We start from the raw sequence: 18,767 nt of genomic DNA, 5'->3' as shown, positions 1-18,767 counted from the left end.
GTCGGGCTCGATCAGGGTTTGACTTCGAAGCGTGCCACGCCGCCGGAACGCGCGAGCGGCGTAAGGTCAAAGGGCTTGCCGCGCACACGCACGTCGACCGCCGACGCCCGGCCGATCACGACCGACAGCGGCAGCGCGCCGGTCAGCCCGACGGTTTCACCGGCCTTGACCGTGCGGCGGATCAATTGCTTGCCGCCCGCCTCGGTCACGGTGATCCAGGATTCGTCGCGGGCGACGAAGACGATCAGGTCGTTGCTCACGGTTGCGGCCGGCGGCTCAGCCACCGCCTGCGCTTCGACGGGCGCGGTGTCGGCCGGCGGCGGCAGGACCGGGGGTGCGCTCGGCGCCGTCGGCTCCACGGCCGCCGCTGCCGGCGTGCCGCTGGCGGTCGTCGTGTCGCTGTGCGAGCCCAGGCCCGCGAACACCGCGCCGACCCGGTCGAAGGCCGACTGCGGCAGCCAGAACAGCACGGCGGCGCCGACGAGCAGCAGCACGACCACGACCAGCAGCGCCCGCGACGGCAGGCCGCTGGCGCCGGAACCCGAGCGCGGCGCCGCCGATTTCAAGCTCTTGCTGATGGTGCGGTCGGCATCCGCCAATCCGGGCCGCTGCGCACCGGGCAGCTTCGCCAGCACCGGCTGCGGATCGATCCGCAGCGCCCGGCAGACACTGGCCGCGAGCGCGCGCGCGAAAACGGCGTCGGGCAGCGCCTCGATGTTGTCGTCCTCGAGCGCGGCCAGCTTCTGCGGCGACACCTTGAGCGCCGCGGCGACCATGTCGATGTGCAGGCCGTGCGCCTCCCGCGCCTCGCGCAGCATGTCGCCGGCCGACTTGTTCGTGCTGTCGCCACCGACCAGGGGCACCGCGGCCGAAGCCCCGAATTCACTCGCTCGCTCAATCATTGAAATTTCCGCGCTCGTACGCGATCGCCTCCCGCGACTGTGGGAAGCGCCGTTGCAATTGGTCCGCCAACCGCGAGACCGCTTCGCGGTTGCCGAGTTGACGTTCGATCTTGATGCCGAGCCACAGCGACTCGGCGCTGGCCGACGGGCTGTTGTTGACGCGGCGGATGTAGAACTGGGCCCGCTGCCAGTCGTTGCGCTGGGCCAGGATCGAGGCCAGGTTGTAGCCGATCACCGGATTGCCGGCATCGATCTCGTAGGCCTGCATCAGGCTGCGTTCGGCTTCGGGCTTCAGACCGGCCTTCAGCTGGCAGACGCCCTGCGTCATCAGCGTCTTGGCCCGGTCGGTGTAGGTGGCGATGGCGAGCGCGGCCGAGAACTGCTGCTGCGCATCGGCAAAGCGGTTCTGCTGGCACAGCAGCCAGCCGTAGTTGTGCAGCACGTTGGGCTCGCGCGGGTCGAGCGCGATGGCACGGCGGAAGCTGTCTTCGGCCTGGGCCGGGTCGTCGAGCCGCATGTAGACCAGGCCGCGCAGGTTGTAGGCGTCCGGGAAGCTCGGATCCGCCGCCAGGGCCTGCTTGATCTCGTCGAGCGCCACCGTGGTCTGCCCGGCCTGGAAGTAGCCGACCGCGAGCTCGGTCCGCAGCTTGGCGCGCTTGCGGCCATTGGTTTCGTCGGAGTCCGTCACGATGGCCGCGTCCCTGCCGGGGGAAGTCTGCACCACGCCATTCCGGGTGTTGACGCAGCCTGCCAGCAGATAGGCTGCAGCGACGCCACAGGACACCTGCAGCAGCAGCGTGCGTGCATTCGGAAACGCCTTGCTCATCGGATCATTGCTCCTCGGCAGTGGGGGTGGCGGCCTGGCGAGAGGCCGGGTGCAGGATCACGGTGCGCCGCTGCGCCATCCGTTCGGCCGCATGGGTGCGGTCTTTCACGTCGCCGGCGAGCTGTCCGCAGGCGGCATCGATGTCGTCGCCGCGCGTCTTGCGCACCGTGGTCACGATGCCCGCTTCGCTCAGCACCTTGGCGAAGGCCAGGACCCGGGGCTGCGGCGAGCGCAGCAGGCCCGATGCCGGGAATGGGTTGAAGGGAATCAGGTTGAACTTGCAGGACACGCCGGACGAACGCACGAGTTCCAGCAGCTGGCGCGCGTGCTCGGGCTGGTCGTTGACGCCGTCGAGCATGCAGTATTCGAAGGTGATGAAGTCGCGCGGGGCATGCGCGAGGTAGCGCTTGCAGGCCTCGAGCAGTTCGACGATGGGGTATTTGCGGTTGAGCGGCACGAGGTCGTCGCGCAGCGCATCGTTGGGCGCGTGCAGCGACACCGCGAGCGCCACCGGGCAGTCGCCGCCGAGCCGGTCGATCATCGGCACCACGCCCGAAGTCGACACCGTCACGCGGCGCCGCGACAGGCCATAGGCGTTGTCGTCGAGCATCGTGCGCAGCGCCGGCACCAGCGCCGCATAGTTCTGCAGCGGCTCGCCCATGCCCATCATCACGACGTTGGAGATCACGCGCTCGGCGCGGCCCAGGTGCTTGCGCAGGAAATGCTCGGCGAACCACAGCTGGGCCGTGATTTCGCCGGTGGTGAGATTGCGGCTGAAGCCCTGGTGGCCGGTCGAACAGAAGCGGCAGCCGACGGCGCAGCCGGCCTGCGACGACACGCACAGCGTGCCGCGGTCGTCCTCGGGAATGAACACGGCCTCGACCGCATTGCCGTCGCCGACGTCGAACAGCCACTTGATGGTGCCGTCGGCGGATTCGTGCTGCGTGATGACCGGCAGGGCCTCGACCCGGGCGGTGGTCGCGAGCTTCTCGCGCAGCGACTTCGCCAGGTCGGTCATTTGCGCGAAATCGCTGGCGCCCCGCTGGTGGATCCAGCGGAACAGCTGCGTCGCGCGGAAACGCTTTTCCCCCAGCCGTTCGCAGAACGCGGCCAATCCCTCCAGATCGAAGTCGAGCAGGTTGGCCGTGGTCATTGCGTCAGGCGGGCTCGCCCTCAGCGGGCGTAGACGTTCAGGCCGGCGAAGAAGAAGGCGATCTCGACCTGGGCCGTTTCGGGCGCGTCGGAACCGTGCACCGCGTTGGCATCGATGCTGTCGGCGAAGTCGGCGCGGATGGTACCGGGAGCGGCCTTCTTGGGGTCGGTGGCGCCCATCAGGTCGCGGTTCTTGGCGATCGCGTTGTCGCCTTCGAGCGCCTGCACGAACACCGGGCCGGAGATCATGAACTCGACCAGGTCCTTGAAGAAGGGACGCTCCTTGTGGACTGCGTAGAACTGCTCGGCCTCGCTGCGCGACAGGTGGATCAGCTTGGCTGCCACGATCTTGAGGCCGGCGGCCTCGAAGCGGGAGACGATCTTGCCGATGACGTTCTTGGCGACGGCGTCGGGCTTGATGATGGAGAGGGTGCGTTCGATGGCCATGAAAGTGCTTTCTTGAGAGCTTGAATCTGAATGAGTTCCGTCACGGCCGCAACATGCGGGTTGCAAGCCTTGACAAAGCCTCTGATTTTAACCGGCGCGGGAGCATTCCCTCGCCGCGGGCGGGCGAAAGGCCGCGCCGTTTTGCCGAATTCAGCGGCCGCGGCGTCGACCGCCACCACCGCCGCCGCCGCCGCCGAAGTTTCCACCGCCGCCGCCGCCACCGCCGGGTCCACCGCGACGCGGGCCCTGGCGCTGCTCCTTGCGCTGGCGCGAGAAGCTGTCGGTGCCGATGTAGCCGAGCGAGGTCTTCATCGGATCGGGCTGATTGGCACCGCCGGGGGCGCGGTCGTCACCCGGGCGGCTGCGTCCCTGCGGACCGGGGCCGGGCCCCTGCCCTGGCGGCCGGTCGCCACGGTTGCCGCGGCGCCCCTGGGGCGGGCCCTTGCCGCCGCCGCGGTCCGGGCGCGCACCCGGGCCATGGGCCAGCGGATTCGGGATCGATTCGCGGGCGTCGCCCTGCGCGCCGCCGTTGCGGTTGCCGCGGCGCTTGCGATTGCGGTTGCGCCCGCCGTTGTCCTGGCCCGGCCCCTGGCCCTTGGGCCCGTTGCCGTGCCGGGGGGCACGTTCGCCGCCACCGCCGGCGGCCTGGAACAGGGCCTGGATGTCGCGCTCGTCGAGCTCCATCCAGGCGCCGCGCTTGAGCCCGCGCGGCAGCACCATCGCGCCGTAGCGGATGCGGATCAGCCGGCTGACGGCATGGCCGACCGACTCGAACAGGCGCCGCACCTCGCGGTTGCGGCCCTCGGAGATGGTGACGCGGTACCAGCAGTTGGAGCCTTCGCCGCCGCCCTCCTCGATGGTGCCGAACTGCGCCATGCCGTCGTCCAGCCGCACGCCTTCGAGCAGCCGCTTCTTCTCCTCGGCACTGAGCGCGCCGAGCACGCGCACGGCGTATTCGCGCTCCAGGCCGAAGCGCGGATGCATCAGCTGGTTGGCGAGTTCGCCCGAACTGGTGAACAGCAGCAGGCCTTCGGTATTCAGGTCGAGGCGGCCGACCGACTGCCACTTGCCCTGCTGCAGGCGCGGCAGCTTGCGGAACACGGTCGGCCGATTCTGCGGGTCGTCGTGCGTGACGACCTCGCCGACCGGCTTGTGATAGGCGATGACGCGCGCCGGCGGCGGCGCGATCCGGTAGCGGATCGGCTTGCCGTTGATCTTGACCTGGTCGCCGTACTGGATGCGCTGCCCGATGTGGGCCGGCTCGTTGTTGACCGAGATGCGGCCCTGGAGGATGAGCTGCTCCATTTCGAGCCGCGAGCCCAGGCCGGCCTGCGCCAGCACCTTGTGGAGCTTGGGCGAATCGGCCTCGGGCAGCAGCACGCGCTTGAGCGGCGGCACCTCGGGGCTTTCCTCGTCGGCGTCGAACTGGCCGGAGATCACGTCGGCGAAGCGGATCGGCTCGGGCGGCGGCGCGTTGCGCTGCTCGCGCTCGGCGGCGCGGCGGGCGCGGTCGAGGTCGTCTTCTTCCTCGTCCGGCTCTTCCTCGTCTTCGTCCTCGTCTTCATCCGCCTCGTCGCGGGCGGCGGCGGCAGGGACCGGCGCGGCCACCACCGGAGCGAGCGGCTGCGGCGGCGGCACGACCTCGGCCACGGCCGCGGCCTCCGGCGCCGCGGCCAGGGTGGCCGGCGCGGCCGCTTCGGCCGCGCCCTCCTCGACGGCGGGAGCGTCGACCGGCTGGGCGACGGCCGCCTTGGGCTTGCGGGGGCGACGCTTGCGCGGCGCGGCCTCGCCTTCGGCTGCCGTTACGGGGGTCTCGACCGCGGGCACGTCGGAAGCGGCGTCGGCCGGCAGCGCGGCTGCATCATCAGGATCAATGGGGCTCATGGTCGGGTTCCGGAAGGGGCGGCGGTGGTGTCGGCCTCGTCGGGCGCCGCTTCGGCGTCGACGGGCGCGGGAATGGGGGGTTCGAAAGGCTCGGGGGCAGTCACGGCGGCAGCCTCGGCCTCGATCTCGATCTCGACCTCGGCCAGGAGCAGCGTTTCGGCCGGCAGGTCCTCGATCGGCAGCGCGGGCTGGTCCTCGCCGGCCGCCTGGCCGAGCGCGTCGATCAGCGCGCCCTGTTGCGCCGGCGTCTCGATCAGCGGCAACTGGTCCAGCGAGGCCAGGCCCAGGTCGTCGAGGAACTGGCGCGTCGTCGCGTAGAGCGCAGGCCGGCCGACGGTTTCGCGATGGCCGATCACCTCGACCCAGTTGCGGTCTTCGAGCTGCTTCAGGATCAGCGAGTTGATCGTGACGCCCCGGATGTCCTCCATGTCGCCCCGCGTGACCGGTTGCCGGTAGGCGATGATCGCCAGCGTCTCGAGGACCGCGCGGGTGTAGCGCGGCGGCTTCTCGGGATGCAGCCGATCGAGGTGGTCGCGCAGTTCGGGCCGGCTCTGGAAGCGCCAGCCACTGCCCACGCTCACGAGCTCCAGGCCGCGCTGCGACCAGTCTTCCTGCAGTTCAAGCAACAGCGACTTGATCGTGTCGGCGCCCAGTTCGTCGTCGAACAGCACGCGCAGTTCGCGCACCGGCAACGGCTGGGTCGAACAGATCAAGGCGGTTTCGAGAATGCGCTTGGCATCCGCCGTATTCATGGTTCGCGTTATCCAGGAAAAGGCGCCTCGAGGACGCTAGTTCAGAAGGATGGAAGGAGGCGCTGCCGGCACGCGGCGAAAAGCAACGCAAAGCCGGCAATCAGGCGGCCGGCGCGGCCCTCGGGACCGTCAGGCGCGATTGTAATCCAGCCCCCACTCGGAGAAACCCTGACGCAGGTCCGGCGGCGGCGGCGAGCGGAACGCCATCGGCTGATGCGTGACCGGATGCGCGAATTCGAGCCTGAAGGCATGCAGCGCCTGCCGCGTCAGGCCGGCTGCGGGCGCACCGCCGTAGAGCGCGTCGCCGACCAGCGGATGCCCGATCGACGCCATGTGGACCCGGATCTGGTGGGTCCGGCCGGTTTCGAGCGTGCAGCGCACCGCGCAGCCCTGCTCGGTGCCGTCGAGCAGTTCGACCAGCGTGCGGGCCGTCTTGCCCGAATGGCGCTCGAGATCGACCACGGCCATGCGCAACCGGTTGCGCGGATCGCGCCCGATCGGGGCGTCGACATGGCGCGTGCGAGCCCCCTGCCAGCTGCGGTGGGCGAGCGCCAGGTACTGGCGCTTGACCTCCCGCGCCGCGATCGACGCCACCAGGGCATCCATCGCCTGGCGGCTGCGCGCCACCACCATCAGGCCGCTGGTGTCGCGGTCGAGCCGGTGCACGATGCCGGCGCGCGGCAGCAGCGCCGCCCGGGGATCGAGCGCCAGCAGGCCGTTGAGCAGCGTGCCGCTCCAGTGGCCCGGCGCCGGATGAACCACCAGACCGACCGGCTTGTCGATGATGCGCAGGTGGTCGTCCTCGTAGAGCACAGCCAGGGCCATGGCCTCGGCCTTGAAGGCCTGGCTCTGCGGCGTCGGCCGCAGTTCGATCTGCCCGGCCTCCCCGGCATGGACGGTCGCCGAGGCCTTGGTCAGCACCCGCCCCTGGATCTCGACCATGCCGGCCTCGATCAACTGCTGCAGGTAGCTGCGCGAGAATTCCGGCACCAGCGCCGCGAGCGCGCGATCGAGCCGCTGGCCATGCTCGGCGGGGCCGATCATGAAGGCGCGGACTTCGCTGGCGGCGGAGAGCTCCACGCCCTCGTCGTGGTCGGCCGCCTCAGGGGCGTCCGCCAGGGGGTCGGCCGATATAATCGAGGGCAACTGTTTCACGAAAGCCTTATCTGATGTTTCGCGCCAAATTATCGGTCGTCCCCGGCTGGCTGGCCTTGTGCGCCGCAGCGTGGCTGGTGGCCGGCTGCTCGACGACCGAAGCCGACAAGACCGCGAACTGGAGCCCCAACCGGATCTACTCCGAAGCCAAGGACGAATCGAACTCCGGCGCCTACGACAAGGCCGTTCCGCTGCTCGAGAAGCTCGAAGGCCGCGCCGCCGGCACCCCGCTCGCGCAGCAGGCCCAGCTGGACAAGGCCTACGCCCAATGGAAGGCCGGCGACAAGGTGCCGGCGATCGCCACCCTCGACCGCTTCATGAAGCTCCACCCGGCCAGCCCGGCGATCGACTACGCGCTCTACCTCAAGGGCGTGATCAACTTCAACGACGACCTCGGGCTGTTCTCGTGGATGACCCGCCAGGACCTGTCCGAGCGCGACCAGAAGGCGGCCAAGGAATCCTTCGAGTCGTTCAAGGAACTGGTGACCCGCTTCCCCGAGTCGCGCTACACGCCCGACGCGCGGCTGCGCATGAATTACATCGTCAATTCGCTGGCGCAGTATGAAGTGCACGTGGCGCGCTACTACTACACCCGCGGCGCCTACCTGGCGGCGATCAACCGCGCCCAGCTGGCGCTGTCCGACTACCGCGAAGTGCCGGCACTCGAAGAGGCGCTGTACATCATGTACATGTCCTACGACAAGCTCGGCATGACCGACCTGCGCGACGACGCCCAGCGCGTTCTGACCAAGAACTACCCGCAGAGCGAATACCTCACGCGCGGCTTCCGGGCCAAGGACGATCCCTGGTGGAAGCTCTGGTAGCCCTCTGGCCGTTCATCTCCTGAGCGCGGCGATCTCGGCGTCGAGTTCGGCTTCGCCCTCGATCCTGCGCATCGGCGGCAGCGCGGCCAGCAGGCGCTTGCCGTAGCCCATCGCGACCAGCCGCGTGTCGCAGATCACCAGCACGCCCTGGTCGGATTCGCGCCGTATCAGGCGGCCGGCACCCTGCTTGAGCGAGACTGCGGCCTCCGGCAGCGAATACTCCCCGAAGGCGCTTCGCCCTTGTGATTCGAGCCGCTGCGAACGCGCCTCGACCAAGGGGTCGTTGGGCGGCGGGAACGGCAGCTTGTCGATCACCACCAGCTGCAGCGCATCGCCCGGCGCATCGAAGCCCTCCCAGAACGAGGCCGACGCGACCAGCACGCAGCCTGCCCGGCCCTCGCTGGCGCCTTCGCGGAAGCGGTCCATCAGCACCCGCTTGGGCAGCTCGCCCTGCACCAGCACCTCGGGCCGCTGTCCGGCCTCGAGGCGCTCGAACTGCGACTTCATCGCGTCGCCGATGGTGCGCAGCGCGCGCAGGGTGGTGGTCAGGACCAGCGTGCGTCCGCCCAGGGCGCCGGCGCCCCGTGCCGCCAGCAGTGCCACCTGCTGGCTGTGGGCCGGGTCGTTCGGCTTTGGAAAGACACGCGGCACGAACAGCGCGGCCTGCCGCGCGTAGTCGAAGGGGCTCTGGACCCGGAGCACTTCGGCGTCTTCGAGGCCGCAGGGTTCGGTGAACCAGCGCAGCTTCGGGTCGTCGCCCAGGGTCGCCGAGGTGAACACCCAGGCCCGCCCTTGCGCGTCGTCGTCGTCGCCTTCCTCCGGCTCGGCACCACCGGTCTTGAGCACGCGCGACCGCACCGCCTCGGCGATGTCGAGCGGCGACTCGACCAGCCGCAGCTGCGTGCCCACATCCACCCAGCGCACCGATCCGGGCGCGCAGGCCTCGGCGAAGCGCTCGGCGCGCTGTGCAAGCTGCTGCGCCCGGTCGTGCAGCCGGACGAAATCGGGTGACAGCTCGCTGACCGTATCGAGGCCGCGCGCCGCGTCGGCGAAGGCCTGCTGCAAGGCGCCCAGCGCCTCCTCCCAGGCCGCCGCGGGAACGCCTTCCGGCGCCGGGCCGGCCCAGCGCAGCTTGGCGCCGGGCCATTGCTTGCCGACCGCCAGCCGCAGGTCGCGGGCGCCGCGCTCCACCGCCGCCACCAGCTGCTGCCAGTCGACCAGGCCGCGCGCCTGCTGCAGCCCGGCCGCCAGCATGTCGCGGGCGAAATCGAGCGCCTGCCCGGTGCCGAGCTGGACGCCGAGGAACTGCACGCCGGTCTCGTTGAGCTGGTGCGCCTCGTCGAACACCACCACCCGCACGCTCGGCAGCAGTTCCGCCATGCCCGATTCGCGCACCGCCAGGTCGGCAAAGAACAGATGGTGGTTGATGACCACCACGTCGGCCGCCATGGCCTCGCGCCGCGCCAGGTTGACATGGCAGGGCTTGAACTGCGGACACTGCGCGCCGAGGCAGTTGTCGCGCGTCGACGTGACCAGCGGAATCAGCGGCGAGCGCTCGTCGAGCCCCGGCAGCTCGGCCAGGTCACCGGTGCGGGTGGCCTTGGACCACTGCTCGATCTTGGCCAGCGTGCGCAGCGAGCCGCGCTCCGGCAGCGAGGCGTCGTGGCGCGCGAGGTCGAGCCGGTGCAGGCAGAGGTAGCTGGCCCGGCCCTTGAGCAGCGCGGTGCGCACCGGCAGGCCCAGCGCCGTGACCAGCCGCGGCAGGTCGCGGCCGAAGAGCTGGTCCTGCAGCGTCTTGGTGGCGGTCGACAGCAGCACCCGCTCGCCGCTCAGCAGCGCCGGCACCAGGTACGAAAAAGTCTTGCCGACGCCGGTGCCGGCCTCGACCACCAGCACGCCGCCTTGTTCGATGGTGCGCGCCACCGCCAGCGCCATCTGGGTCTGTCCCTCGCGCTCCCGGAACTGGTCGGCGGCATGCGAGAGCACCCCGCCTTGCGCGAAGACCTCGCGCACTTCTTGTTCGAGCGGCATCAGGCGGGCTCTTGGGGGTCGAGCAGGTCGACCAGACGCGCGATCTGGTCGCGCAGCGCCAGCCGCCTCTTCTTCAGCCGCCGCAGCAGCAGTTCGTCCTGCGGCACGACGTCGCCCAGCCGGTCGATCGTGGCATCGAGGTCGGCATGCTCGATCCGAAGTTCGATCAGCTGGCGGGAAAATGAGTGAAGATTGGAGTCCAAGGGCACGCAGTCAAAAAAGCGAAGCGGCGACGGTCCGGCCGGCGCCTGTGTTCGCTCGATAATACGTCTTCGTTCCGTCAGCACCCTCACAACAAGAACCGCGCCATCGGCGCAGCAGCGCCACATGACCCGAGGCTTTCGACTCGCCGCCGCCACCGGTCTCCACAAGGGAGACCGCCCCTACCAGCAAGACCAGGTCCTGGTCGTCACCCACCCCCGCGTGCCGGGCTGCGTGCTGGCGGTCATCGCCGACGGCATGGGCGGGCGCAGCGGCGGACGCAAGGCCTCCGACCAGGTGCTGCTGACCGCGCGCCAGCTCTTCTCCCGCTACAAGCCCGGGCGCGACGAACCCGTCGGCATGCTGCGCCAGCTGCTCGAGGACGCCCACACCGTGATCAAGCTCACGGCGGTGTCCAGCGAGCAGGAGCCGCACAGCACGCTGGCGGCCTTCCTCATGAACCCGGAGGGCGACTGCGCCTGGATCCACGCGGGCGACTCCCGCATCTACCACTTCCACCACGGCCGGCTGGTCAAGCGCACCAAGGACCACTCCTACGTGCAGGTGCTGGTGGACCGCGGCGAAATCGACGAGGACGAGGCCAGCGTGCATCCCCAGGGCAACATCCTGCTCGGCTGCCTCGGCATGAAGTCGACCCCGCCCCCGGTCGACGTCCACCTGATTCCGCGCCTGAAGGCCGGCGACGTGCTGATGGCCTGCAGCGACGGCCTATGGCACTACTTCAGCCCGATCGAGATGGGCGAACTGCTGGCCGAGAAGCCACCGCGCGAAGCCGTCGAACTGCTGGTCGCCGAAGCCCGCAGACGCGCCCACGGCGGCGGCGACAACATCTCGATCGTCGTCGTGAAGCTCGAGGACCTGCCTAAGGACGAGTAGGCGTCGCGGCCGGGTTGGCCGCGGTCCCCGGATCGGGCAGGGGCGCCGAGCGCGGCTTGGTCCGGTCGGCGTTTCGCTTCTGGTTGTCCGCCCGATGCTGGTCGGCCTGCCGCTGCTTGTCTTCGTAGGCCTGACGTGCAGCCGGCGCTTCGGCGCGGCGGCGCGCCGCCTTCGCCTGCTCCTCGGCATGGGCACGCTGCTTGTCGTCGAACTGGCGCTGCTTCTCGGCCGCTTCGCTGGCTGCCTGGGTGCGGCCGGCCGCATGGTCGGCGGCGCGCTGCTCGCGATCCTGCTGCGACTTCAGCGAATCCTCGCGCTTTGCATCGGCCTCCCTGGCGCGCGCACTGCTGCCCTTTTCGTCGAGCTTGTCGAGTGCCGCCGCGCCGCGGCGCTTGCGCTCCAGGTCATTGATCTCTGCTTCCTGGCGCTTGACGTCGTCGGTGGCCACGCGGCGGCGCTGCCGGCTTTCCTGCAGGCAGCCCTCGACCGCGAACTTCTTGTAGCAGGCGGCCCGGTCGGCATCGTAGCGGGCGCTGATCGCCTTGCGCTCCTCGGCCAGGCGGGCGCGCTCGGCGTCGAGGTCGGCGCCGGCGGCGGTCGCGCTCGACTGCGCCCAGAGCGGCACTGCGGCAAGACCGAACAGCAAGGCAAGGACGATGTTCTTCATGTGAGGCGGGTGTCGACGGTGCGCCGCTCCAGCGCCAGGAACTCGGTCGATTGCATCTCGTTGAGCCGCGACACGGTGCGAGGAAATTCATGGGCCAGGGGCCCTTCGGTATACAACGCCTCGGGCGGGACCTCGGCGGACATGATCAGTTTCACGCGCCGATCGTAGAACACGTCGACCAGCCATGTGAAACGACGTGCTTCAGAGGCCATCCGCACCGGCATGTACGGCACGTCGGAGAGCAGCACGGTGTGGAACTGGGTCGCGATCTCGAGGTAGTCGTTCTGCGAGCGCGGACCGCCGCACAGCGTCTTGAAGTCGAACCAGACCACGCCCCCGGCCTTGCGCCGGGCATGGATCTCGCGCGACTCGATGTGCAGCACCGGGTTCTCGTCGGCACTCTCGGCCAGCCGCTCGAAGGCCTTGCGCATCTCCTTGTCGGCCGCGGCGCCGTTGGGCGTCAGGTAGAGACGCACCTGCTCGAGCGTGCGGCGCCGGTAGTCGGTGCCGTTGTCGACGCTGAGCACCTCCAGCCGCTGGTTGAGCAGCGCGATCGCCGGCAGGATCCGGTCGCGGTGCAGGCCGCCCGGGTAGAGGTCGTCCGGCTTGAAGTTGGAAGTGGTGACGAAGCCCACGCCGTTCTCGAACAACGCCGCCAGCAGCCGGTGCAGGATCATTGCATCGGTGATGTCGGCGACATGGAACTCGTCGAAGCAGATCAGCTTGTAGCGCTTGGAAATCCGCAGGCCCAGCTCGTCCAGCGGGTTGACCGTGCCCTGCAGCTCGGCCAGCTCGCGATGGACCTCGCGCATGAACTCATGGAAGTGCAGCCGCGTCTTGCGCCTGAGCGGGACCGCGTTGTAGAAGCAGTCCATCAGGAAGCTCTTGCCGCGCCCGACGCCGCCGTACATGTAGACCCCGCGCGGAATCTCCGGCCGGTTGATCAGCTTCTTGAAGGCGTTGGAACGCTGCGCCTTGTACTCGCCCCACTCGCGCGCGCAGCGGTCGAGGGCTTCCACGGCGCGCAGCTGCGCGGGGTCGCTTTGGTAACCCCGCGCAGCCAGCTCCGCGTCGTACGCCTGCCTGACAGTAGTCACGAACTCAGAAGTTCAGCGTGCGCTTGTCGACGGCAAGGGCCGCTTCCTTCGTCGCCTCGGACAGCGACGGATGGGCGTGGCAGATGCGCGCGATGTCTTCGGCGCTGGCCTTGAACTCCATCGCCACCACGGCTTCGGAGATCAGCTCGCTCACCATCGGTCCGACCATGTGGACGCCGAGGATCTCGTCGGTGGCCGCGTCGGCCAGGAACTTGACCATGCCGGTGGTGTCGCCCAATGCACGCGCCCGACCGTTCGCGAGGAACGGGAAGGTGCCGGCCTTGTAGGCCCGGCCGCTGGCCTTGAGCTGCTGCTCGGTCTGGCCGACCCAGGCGATTTCCGGGGAGGTATAGATCACCCAGGGAATCGTGTTGAAGTTGACGTGCCCGTGCTGGCCGGCCATGCGCTCGGCCACCGCCACGCCCTCTTCCTCGGCCTTGTGCGCGAGCATCGGGCCACGCACCACGTCGCCGATGGCCCAGACGCCGGGCAGGTTGGTGCGGCACTCTTCGTCGACCTCGATGGCGCCGCGCTCGTCGAGCTTCAGGCCCACTGCTTCGGCATTGAGGCCGATGGTGTTGGGCACGCGGCCGATCGAGACGATCAGCTTGTCGACCTCGAGCGACTGCGCGCCGCCCTTGGCGTCGGTGTAGGCGATCGAGACGCCCTTCTTGCCCGACTTGACCTCGCCGACCTTGACGCCGAGCTCGATCTTGAGGTTCTGCTTGGTGAAGGCCTTGAGCGCCTCCTTGGCGATCTGCTCGTCGACCGCGCCCAGGAAGGTCGGCAGCGCTTCGAGCACCGTGACCTCGGCTCCGAGGCGGCGCCAGACCGAGCCCATCTCGAGGCCGATCACGCCGGAGCCGATCAGCGCCAGCTTCTTCGGCACGGCGCCGATGCGCAGCGCGCCGTCGTTCGAGAGGATGTTCTCCTCGTCGAACGGCGCACCCGGCAAGGGACGCGCGTTGGAGCCGGTCGCGACGATGACCTGCTTGGCGGTGATGCTCTCTTCGGCTGCACCCTCGACCTTGATTTCGTAGCCGGCGTCGGAGGCCTTCACGAACGAGCCGCGGCCATGGAAGAACGCGACCTTGTTCTTCTTGAACAGGTAGACGATGCCGTCGTTGTTCTGCTTCACGACGGTGTCCTTGCGGGACAGCATCTTGGCGACGTCGAGGCCGAGGCCCTCGACCTTGATGCCATGGTCGGCGAAGCTGTGGCCGGCGTGCTCGTAGTGCTCCGACGACTGCAGCAGCGCCTTCGAGGGAATGCAACCGATGTTGGTGCAGGTGCCGCCGAGGGCCGGACCGCCCTTGGCGTTCTTCCACTCGTCGATGCAGGCCACGTTGAAGCCGAGCTGTGCCGCGCGGATCGCAGCCACGTAGCCGCCGGGGCCGCCGCCGATGACGACGACGTCGAATTGCTTGTCAGACATCCGGTGCTCCTCAGATGTCGAACAGGAGGCGCGACGGATCTTCCAGCGCTTCCTTCATGGCGACCAGGCCCAGCACGGCTTCGCGGCCGTCGATGATGCGGTGGTCGTAGCTCATCGCGAGGTAGTTCATCGGGCGAACGACGACCTGGCCGTTCTCGACCACCGCGCGGTCCTTGGTCGCGTGCACGCCCAGGATGGCCGACTGCGGCGGGTTGATGATCGGGGTCGACAGCATCGAGCCGAAGGTGCCGCCGTTGGAGATCGAGAAGGTGCCGCCGGTCATCTCTTCGATGCCCAGCTTGCCGTCCTTGGCCTTCTGGCCGAACTCGGCGATCTTCTTCTCGATGTCGGCGAAGCTCATCTGGTCGGCGTTGCGCAGGATCGGCACCACCAGGCCGCGCGGTGAACCGACCGCGATGCCGATGTCGAAGTAGCCGTGGTAGACGATGTCGTTGCCGTCGACCGAGGCGTTGATCACCGGGTACTTCTTGAGCGCATGCACCGCGGCCTTCACGAAGAAGCTCATGAAGCCGATCTTGACGCCGTGCTCCTTGGTGAACGCGTCCTGGAACTTCTTGCGCATCTCCATGACCGGGGCCATGTTGACTTCGTTGAAGGTGGTCAGGATGGCATTGCTCGACTGCGATTGCAGCAGGCGCTCGGCGATGCGCGCGCGCAGGCGGCTCATCGGCACGCGTTCTTCCGGACGGTCGCCGAGGTCGGGCGCGCGGGTCGGCGCAGCAACCTGCGGCAGCGCCGCCTTGGGCGCGCCGGTCGGCACGGGCACGGGTGCCGCCACCTTCGCGGTGGTGCCGGCCGCCACGGCGCCGAGCACGTCGCCCTTGGTGACGCGGCCATCGCGGCCGGTGCCGGCAACGTCACCGGTGCTCAGCTTGTTGTCCGCCAGCAACTTGGCGGCCGCCGGCATCGCGACGTCGGACTTCGAGCCGCCGGTGGCAGCGGCTGCGGCCGCAGCCGGCGCGGGGGCCGCGGCCGGCGCGGCGGCCGGTGCGGCGGCGGCAGGCGCGGCGGCGCCGGCCTTGCCTTCGGTGTCGATCCGGGCGATCAACTGCTCGGCGGTGACGGTGGCACCGTCGCCCTGGACGATCTCGGCCAGCACGCCCGCCGCGGGGGCCGGCACTTCGAGCACGACCTTGTCGGTCTCGATCTCGATCAGGATTTCATCGATGGCGACGGCATCGCCGGCTTTCTTCTTCCACTGGAGCATGGTGGCCTCGGCCACGGACTCGGACAACTGGGGAACCTTGACTTCTACGATGGACATTTCTATGTGCTCGCTTCGTGTTTCTTTGGAATTGGGTCGGAGCGCACTGGGCGCTCCTTTTTTTTACTTGGTCAGCACGAAGCCTTTGAGCTTGCCGAACGCGCCGTCGACCAGCGCCTTCTGCTGTTCCTGGTGCAGGTGCGAGTAGCCGACCGCCGGCGATGCCGAGGCGGCACGGCCGGAGTAGCCGAGCTTCTGGCCTTCCTGCATGTTCTCGTGGATGTAGTGCTGCACGAAGAACCAGGCGCCCTGGTTCTGCGGCTCGTCCTGCGACCAGACCACGTCCACCAGGTTCGGGTACTTCTTCAGCTCGGTGGCGAAGGCCTTGTGCGGGAACGGATAGAGCTGCTCGACGCGGATGATCGCCACGTCGTCGGCGCCCTTCTCCTCGCGCTTCTTGGCCAGGTCGTAGTAGACCTTGCCCGAGCAGGCGATCACGCGCTTGACCTTCTCGGCCTTCAGGTCCTTGCTGTCCGGAATGACGGTCTGGAAGCCACCCTTCGTGAATTCGGACAGCGGCGAGGTCGCGTCCTTGTTCCGCAGCAGCGACTTCGGCGTCATGATGATCAGCGGCTTGCGCAGGTTGCGCACCATCTGGCGGCGCAGCACGTGGAAGATCTGGCTCGCCGTGGTCGGCTGCACCACCTGCATGTTGGTGTCGGCCGCCAGCTGCATGAAGCGCTCGAGGCGCGCCGAGCTGTGCTCCGGACCCTGGCCTTCGTAGCCGTGCGGCAGCATCAGCGTGATGCCGTTGACGCGGCCCCACTTGACCTCGCCCGAGGCGATGAACTGGTCGATCACGACCTGCGCGCCGTTGACGAAGTCGCCGAACTGCGCTTCCCAGATCACCAGCGTGTTGGGATCGTTCGAGGCGTAGCCGTATTCGAAAGCCAGCACCGCTTCTTCGGACAGGATCGAGTCGATGACGACGAACGGGGCCTGGTTGTCGGCCACGTTCTGCAGCGGCACATAGGTGCCTTCGTCGAACTTCTCGCGATTCTGGTCGTGCAGCACCGCATGGCGGTGCGTGAAGGTGCCGCGGCCGCTGTCCTCGCCCGAGAGGCGGACCGGATAGCCGCTCGCCACCAGCGAGGCGAAGGCCATGTGCTCGCCCATGCCCCAGTCGACATTGGCGTCGCCGCGGCCCATCGCGGCGCGGTCGTCGAGCACCTTCTTGACCAGCGGATGCACCGTGAAGCCTTCGGGCGCCTTCGTGATGCGTTCGGCCAGACGCTTCCATTCGGCGGTCGGGATCGCGGTGTCGCCGGCGTCGGTCCACTTCTTGTTGAGGAAGGGGCTCCAGTCGACCGCGTACTTGCTCTTGAAGTTGGTCAGCACCGGGTCGGAGGTGTTCTTGCCGGCGTCGAAGGCGGCGCGCTGGGCCTTGACCATGTCGTCGCCGAGCGTGGCGCCGAGGCCCTGGGCCGCCAGCTTGTCGGCGTACAGCTTGCGCGTGCCGGGGTGCTGGGCGATCTTCTTGTACATCAGCGGCTGCGTCAGCGCCGGCGTGTCCTGCTCGTTGTGGCCGAGCTTGCGGAAGCAGATGATGTCGACCACCACGTCCTTCTGGAATTCCATGCGGAACTCGAGGGCGAGCTGGGTGGCCAGCACCACGGCTTCGGGGTCGTCGCCGTTCACGTGCAGCACCGGCGCCTCGATCATCTTGACGATGTCGGTGCAATACAGCGTCGAGCGGCTGTCGCGCGGGTCGCTGGTGGTGAAGCCGATCTGGTTGTTGATCACGATGTGGACGGTGCCGCCCGTGGAGTAGCCGCGGGTTTCGGCCAGCGCCAGCGTTTCCATCACGACGCCCTGGCCGGCGAAGGCGGCGTCGCCGTGCACGATCACCGGCAGAACCTGCTTGCCGAGCGGGTCGGCGCGGCGGTCCATGCGCGCGCGCACGGAGCCTTCGACCACCGGGTTCACGATCTCGAGGTGCGAGGGGTTGAAAGCCAGGCTCAGGTGGACCGGGCCGCCGCCCGTGGTCACGTCGGAACTGAAGCCCTGGTGGTACTTGACGTCGCCGCTGGGCAGGTCTTCGGGCGCCGTGTGGTCGAACTCTGCGAACAGGTCGGCCGGCAGCTTGCCGAGCGAATTGACGAGCACGTTGAGGCGGCCGCGGTGGGCCATGCCGATCACGATCTCCTGGACGCCCTTGATGCCGGCCTGGTTGATCAGCTCGTCCATCGCGACGATGAAGCTCTCGCCGCCTTCGAGCGAGAAGCGCTTCTGGCCGACGTACTTGGTGTGCAGGAAGCGCTCGAGGCCTTCGGCGGCGGTGAGCCGCTCGAGCACGCGCTTCTTCTGCTCGGCACCCAGCTGCGGGTTGGTGCGGGCGCTTTCGAGCTTCTGCTGCCACCAGCGCTTCTGGCCCTGGTCGGTCATGTACATGTACTCGGCGCCGATGGTGCCGCAGTAGGTCTCGCGCAGTGCGTTCAGCAGGTCGCGCAGCGACATCGTCTCCTTGCCGAAGAAGGTGTTGCTGGTGTTGAACACCGTTTCGAGGTCAGCGTCGGCGAAGCCGTAGAACGAAGGCTCGAGTTCGGGAATTGCCGGACGCTCGGTCCGCTTGAGCGGATCGAGGTCGGCCCAGCGGGCGCCGACGTTGCGGTAGGCGGCGATCAGCTGCTGGACCGCGGTGCGCTTGCGGCCCAGCTCGGAGTCGGCGCCGCTGGCCACCACCACCTTGGTGGTGCCCTGCTTGGCACGCTCGGCGAAGGCGTTGACCACCGGCAGGTGGGGCACGTCCTTGGCATTGCTGCCGTCGGTGGCGGGCACGTTCTGGAGCGCATCGAAATACGAGCGCCAGTTGTCGGGCACGCTGCCGGGATTGGAGAGGTAGTTTTCGTACATCTCTTCGACATAGGGCGCATTGCCGCCGAAGAGGTAGGTGTTGCCTTGGTAGGCGCTGTAGACGGAAGAACCCGTCGACGAGGAATCGCTCATATTCCGCTGACCTTCGCTTCCCTGAAGGAAGCACTAGCTGGTTAAGAAACCTTCCGCGACACGGCTGGACCGGTTGGCGGATGCGACTGTGGCTGGGGAAGGGCCTGAGTACTCTCGCATTGTGCCACGACGCGCATATGACGGTGCCGGGGGCACTGTTCAAGGCCATGGAGTGCCCGGACATCGGCATCGTCCTGCACGAAGACGCAGGATTTTCCGCCATGCCGCCGCCGAGCCGACGGCCACGATGGCCGCCTACCGAATGG

16 protein-coding genes are annotated in these 18,767 nt (G+C 68.6%); 2 read left to right on the top strand and 14 right to left on the bottom strand.

Translation table 11 applies throughout. The features are described from left to right. Positions 1-11: 11 nt before the first annotated feature. The 7 genes from AC1DF3_RS14710 to AC1DF3_RS14680 all read right to left on the bottom strand — a co-directional run bounded on the left by AC1DF3_RS14710 (position 12) and on the right by AC1DF3_RS14680 (position 7,118). Positions 12-902: a helix-turn-helix domain-containing protein gene (locus AC1DF3_RS14710; protein WP_478140009.1), complete on the bottom strand. Its 891-nt coding sequence runs from the start codon at positions 900-902 to the stop codon at positions 12-14. Further along, positions 895-1,728 (bottom strand): type IV pilus biogenesis/stability protein PilW, encoded by an 834-nt coding sequence (pilW, locus tag AC1DF3_RS14705; protein WP_286533011.1) that lies wholly within the window; start codon positions 1,726-1,728, stop codon positions 895-897. The genes AC1DF3_RS14710 and pilW overlap by 8 nt, the downstream gene beginning before the upstream one ends. A gap of 4 nt (positions 1,729-1,732) precedes the next feature. After that, complete coding sequence (rlmN, locus tag AC1DF3_RS14700; protein ID WP_286533010.1) at positions 1,733-2,881, bottom strand: dual-specificity RNA methyltransferase RlmN; 1,149 nt, start codon at positions 2,879-2,881, stop codon at positions 1,733-1,735. Between the two features lie 20 nt (positions 2,882-2,901). Further along, positions 2,902-3,327: a nucleoside-diphosphate kinase gene (gene ndk, locus AC1DF3_RS14695; RefSeq protein WP_286524114.1), complete on the bottom strand. Its 426-nt coding sequence runs from the start codon at positions 3,325-3,327 to the stop codon at positions 2,902-2,904. A 150-nt stretch (positions 3,328-3,477) separates the two neighbouring features. After that, on the bottom strand, positions 3,478-5,211 hold the full coding sequence (locus AC1DF3_RS14690; RefSeq protein ID WP_478140008.1) for a pseudouridine synthase: 1,734 nt from the start codon (positions 5,209-5,211) through the stop codon (positions 3,478-3,480). Continuing rightward, entirely contained in the window at positions 5,208-5,963 is a 756-nt protein-coding gene (gene scpB, locus AC1DF3_RS14685; protein ID WP_478140007.1) for an SMC-Scp complex subunit ScpB, read from the bottom strand. Before scpB ends, AC1DF3_RS14690 begins: the two co-directional genes overlap by 4 nt. Before the next feature lie 129 nt (positions 5,964-6,092). Next, positions 6,093-7,118 (bottom strand): RluA family pseudouridine synthase, encoded by a 1,026-nt coding sequence (locus AC1DF3_RS14680; protein ID WP_478140006.1) that lies wholly within the window; start codon positions 7,116-7,118, stop codon positions 6,093-6,095. 14 nt (positions 7,119-7,132) lie between these two features. Between AC1DF3_RS14680 and AC1DF3_RS14675 the strand changes: the two genes are divergently transcribed. Next, on the top strand, positions 7,133-7,942 hold the full coding sequence (locus AC1DF3_RS14675; RefSeq protein WP_286533006.1) for an outer membrane protein assembly factor BamD: 810 nt from the start codon (positions 7,133-7,135) through the stop codon (positions 7,940-7,942). 12 nt (positions 7,943-7,954) lie between these two features. Here the strand turns inward: AC1DF3_RS14675 and AC1DF3_RS14670 are convergent, their stop codons facing one another. Next, positions 7,955-9,973: a DNA repair helicase YoaA gene (locus AC1DF3_RS14670; RefSeq protein WP_286533005.1), complete on the bottom strand. Its 2,019-nt coding sequence runs from the start codon at positions 9,971-9,973 to the stop codon at positions 7,955-7,957. Then, positions 9,973-10,176 (bottom strand): DUF465 domain-containing protein, encoded by a 204-nt coding sequence (locus tag AC1DF3_RS14665; protein ID WP_286368180.1) that lies wholly within the window; start codon positions 10,174-10,176, stop codon positions 9,973-9,975. Before AC1DF3_RS14665 ends, AC1DF3_RS14670 begins: the two co-directional genes overlap by 1 nt. Positions 10,177-10,300: 124 nt before the next feature. Here AC1DF3_RS14665 and AC1DF3_RS14660 point away from each other — a divergent pair, with 124 nt between their 5' ends. Continuing rightward, a complete protein-coding gene (locus tag AC1DF3_RS14660; protein WP_286533004.1) occupies positions 10,301-11,071 on the top strand; it encodes a PP2C family protein-serine/threonine phosphatase in 771 nt (256 codons plus the stop codon). Here AC1DF3_RS14660 and AC1DF3_RS14655 read toward each other — a convergent pair. The 5 genes from AC1DF3_RS14655 to AC1DF3_RS14635 form a co-directional block, all read right to left on the bottom strand. Next, positions 11,058-11,738 carry a hypothetical protein gene (locus AC1DF3_RS14655; RefSeq protein WP_478140005.1) on the bottom strand — a complete coding sequence of 227 codons (681 nt, stop codon included), beginning with the start codon at positions 11,736-11,738 and terminating at the stop codon, positions 11,058-11,060. The two genes, AC1DF3_RS14660 and AC1DF3_RS14655, sit on opposite strands and share 14 nt — an antisense overlap. Then, positions 11,735-12,835, bottom strand: coding sequence for a cell division protein ZapE (gene zapE / locus AC1DF3_RS14650; protein WP_286507640.1), 1,101 nt, complete (start codon positions 12,833-12,835; stop codon positions 11,735-11,737). The genes AC1DF3_RS14655 and zapE overlap by 4 nt, the downstream gene beginning before the upstream one ends. A 4-nt stretch (positions 12,836-12,839) precedes the next feature. Then, positions 12,840-14,270 (bottom strand): dihydrolipoyl dehydrogenase, encoded by a 1,431-nt coding sequence (lpdA, locus tag AC1DF3_RS14645; RefSeq protein ID WP_286533000.1) that lies wholly within the window; start codon positions 14,268-14,270, stop codon positions 12,840-12,842. A gap of 10 nt (positions 14,271-14,280) precedes the next feature. Then, entirely contained in the window at positions 14,281-15,555 is a 1,275-nt protein-coding gene (odhB, locus tag AC1DF3_RS14640) for a 2-oxoglutarate dehydrogenase complex dihydrolipoyllysine-residue succinyltransferase (protein WP_286524128.1), read from the bottom strand. 63 nt (positions 15,556-15,618) lie between these two features. Further along, a complete protein-coding gene (locus tag AC1DF3_RS14635) occupies positions 15,619-18,501 on the bottom strand; it encodes a 2-oxoglutarate dehydrogenase E1 component (RefSeq protein ID WP_286532999.1) in 2,883 nt (960 codons plus the stop codon). Between the last annotated feature and the right edge of the window lie 266 nt (positions 18,502-18,767).

The organism is Variovorax sp. 10N432, from assembly GCF_056394465.1.
This window is presented reverse-complemented; position numbering and strand designations above follow the sequence as displayed.

Coding starts and splice junctions, on each gene's coding strand:
- AC1DF3_RS14710 (WP_478140009.1), bottom strand. CDS start 902: ATGATTGAGCGAGCGAGTGAATTCGGGGCTTCGGCCGCGGTGCCCCTG.
- pilW (WP_286533011.1), bottom strand. CDS start 1,728: ATGAGCAAGGCGTTTCCGAATGCACGCACGCTGCTGCTGCAGGTGTCC.
- rlmN (WP_286533010.1), bottom strand. CDS start 2,881: ATGACCACGGCCAACCTGCTCGACTTCGATCTGGAGGGATTGGCCGCG.
- ndk (WP_286524114.1), bottom strand. CDS start 3,327: ATGGCCATCGAACGCACCCTCTCCATCATCAAGCCCGACGCCGTCGCC.
- AC1DF3_RS14690 (WP_478140008.1), bottom strand. CDS start 5,211: ATGAGCCCCATTGATCCTGATGATGCAGCCGCGCTGCCGGCCGACGCC.
- scpB (WP_478140007.1), bottom strand. CDS start 5,963: ATGAATACGGCGGATGCCAAGCGCATTCTCGAAACCGCCTTGATCTGT.
- AC1DF3_RS14675 (WP_286533006.1), top strand. CDS start 7,133: ATGTTTCGCGCCAAATTATCGGTCGTCCCCGGCTGGCTGGCCTTGTGC.
- AC1DF3_RS14670 (WP_286533005.1), bottom strand. CDS start 9,973: ATGCCGCTCGAACAAGAAGTGCGCGAGGTCTTCGCGCAAGGCGGGGTG.
- AC1DF3_RS14660 (WP_286533004.1), top strand. CDS start 10,301: ATGACCCGAGGCTTTCGACTCGCCGCCGCCACCGGTCTCCACAAGGGA.
- AC1DF3_RS14655 (WP_478140005.1), bottom strand. CDS start 11,738: ATGAAGAACATCGTCCTTGCCTTGCTGTTCGGTCTTGCCGCAGTGCCG.
- lpdA (WP_286533000.1), bottom strand. CDS start 14,270: ATGTCTGACAAGCAATTCGACGTCGTCGTCATCGGCGGCGGCCCCGGC.
- odhB (WP_286524128.1), bottom strand. CDS start 15,555: ATGTCCATCGTAGAAGTCAAGGTTCCCCAGTTGTCCGAGTCCGTGGCC.
- AC1DF3_RS14635 (WP_286532999.1), bottom strand. CDS start 18,501: ATGAGCGATTCCTCGTCGACGGGTTCTTCCGTCTACAGCGCCTACCAA.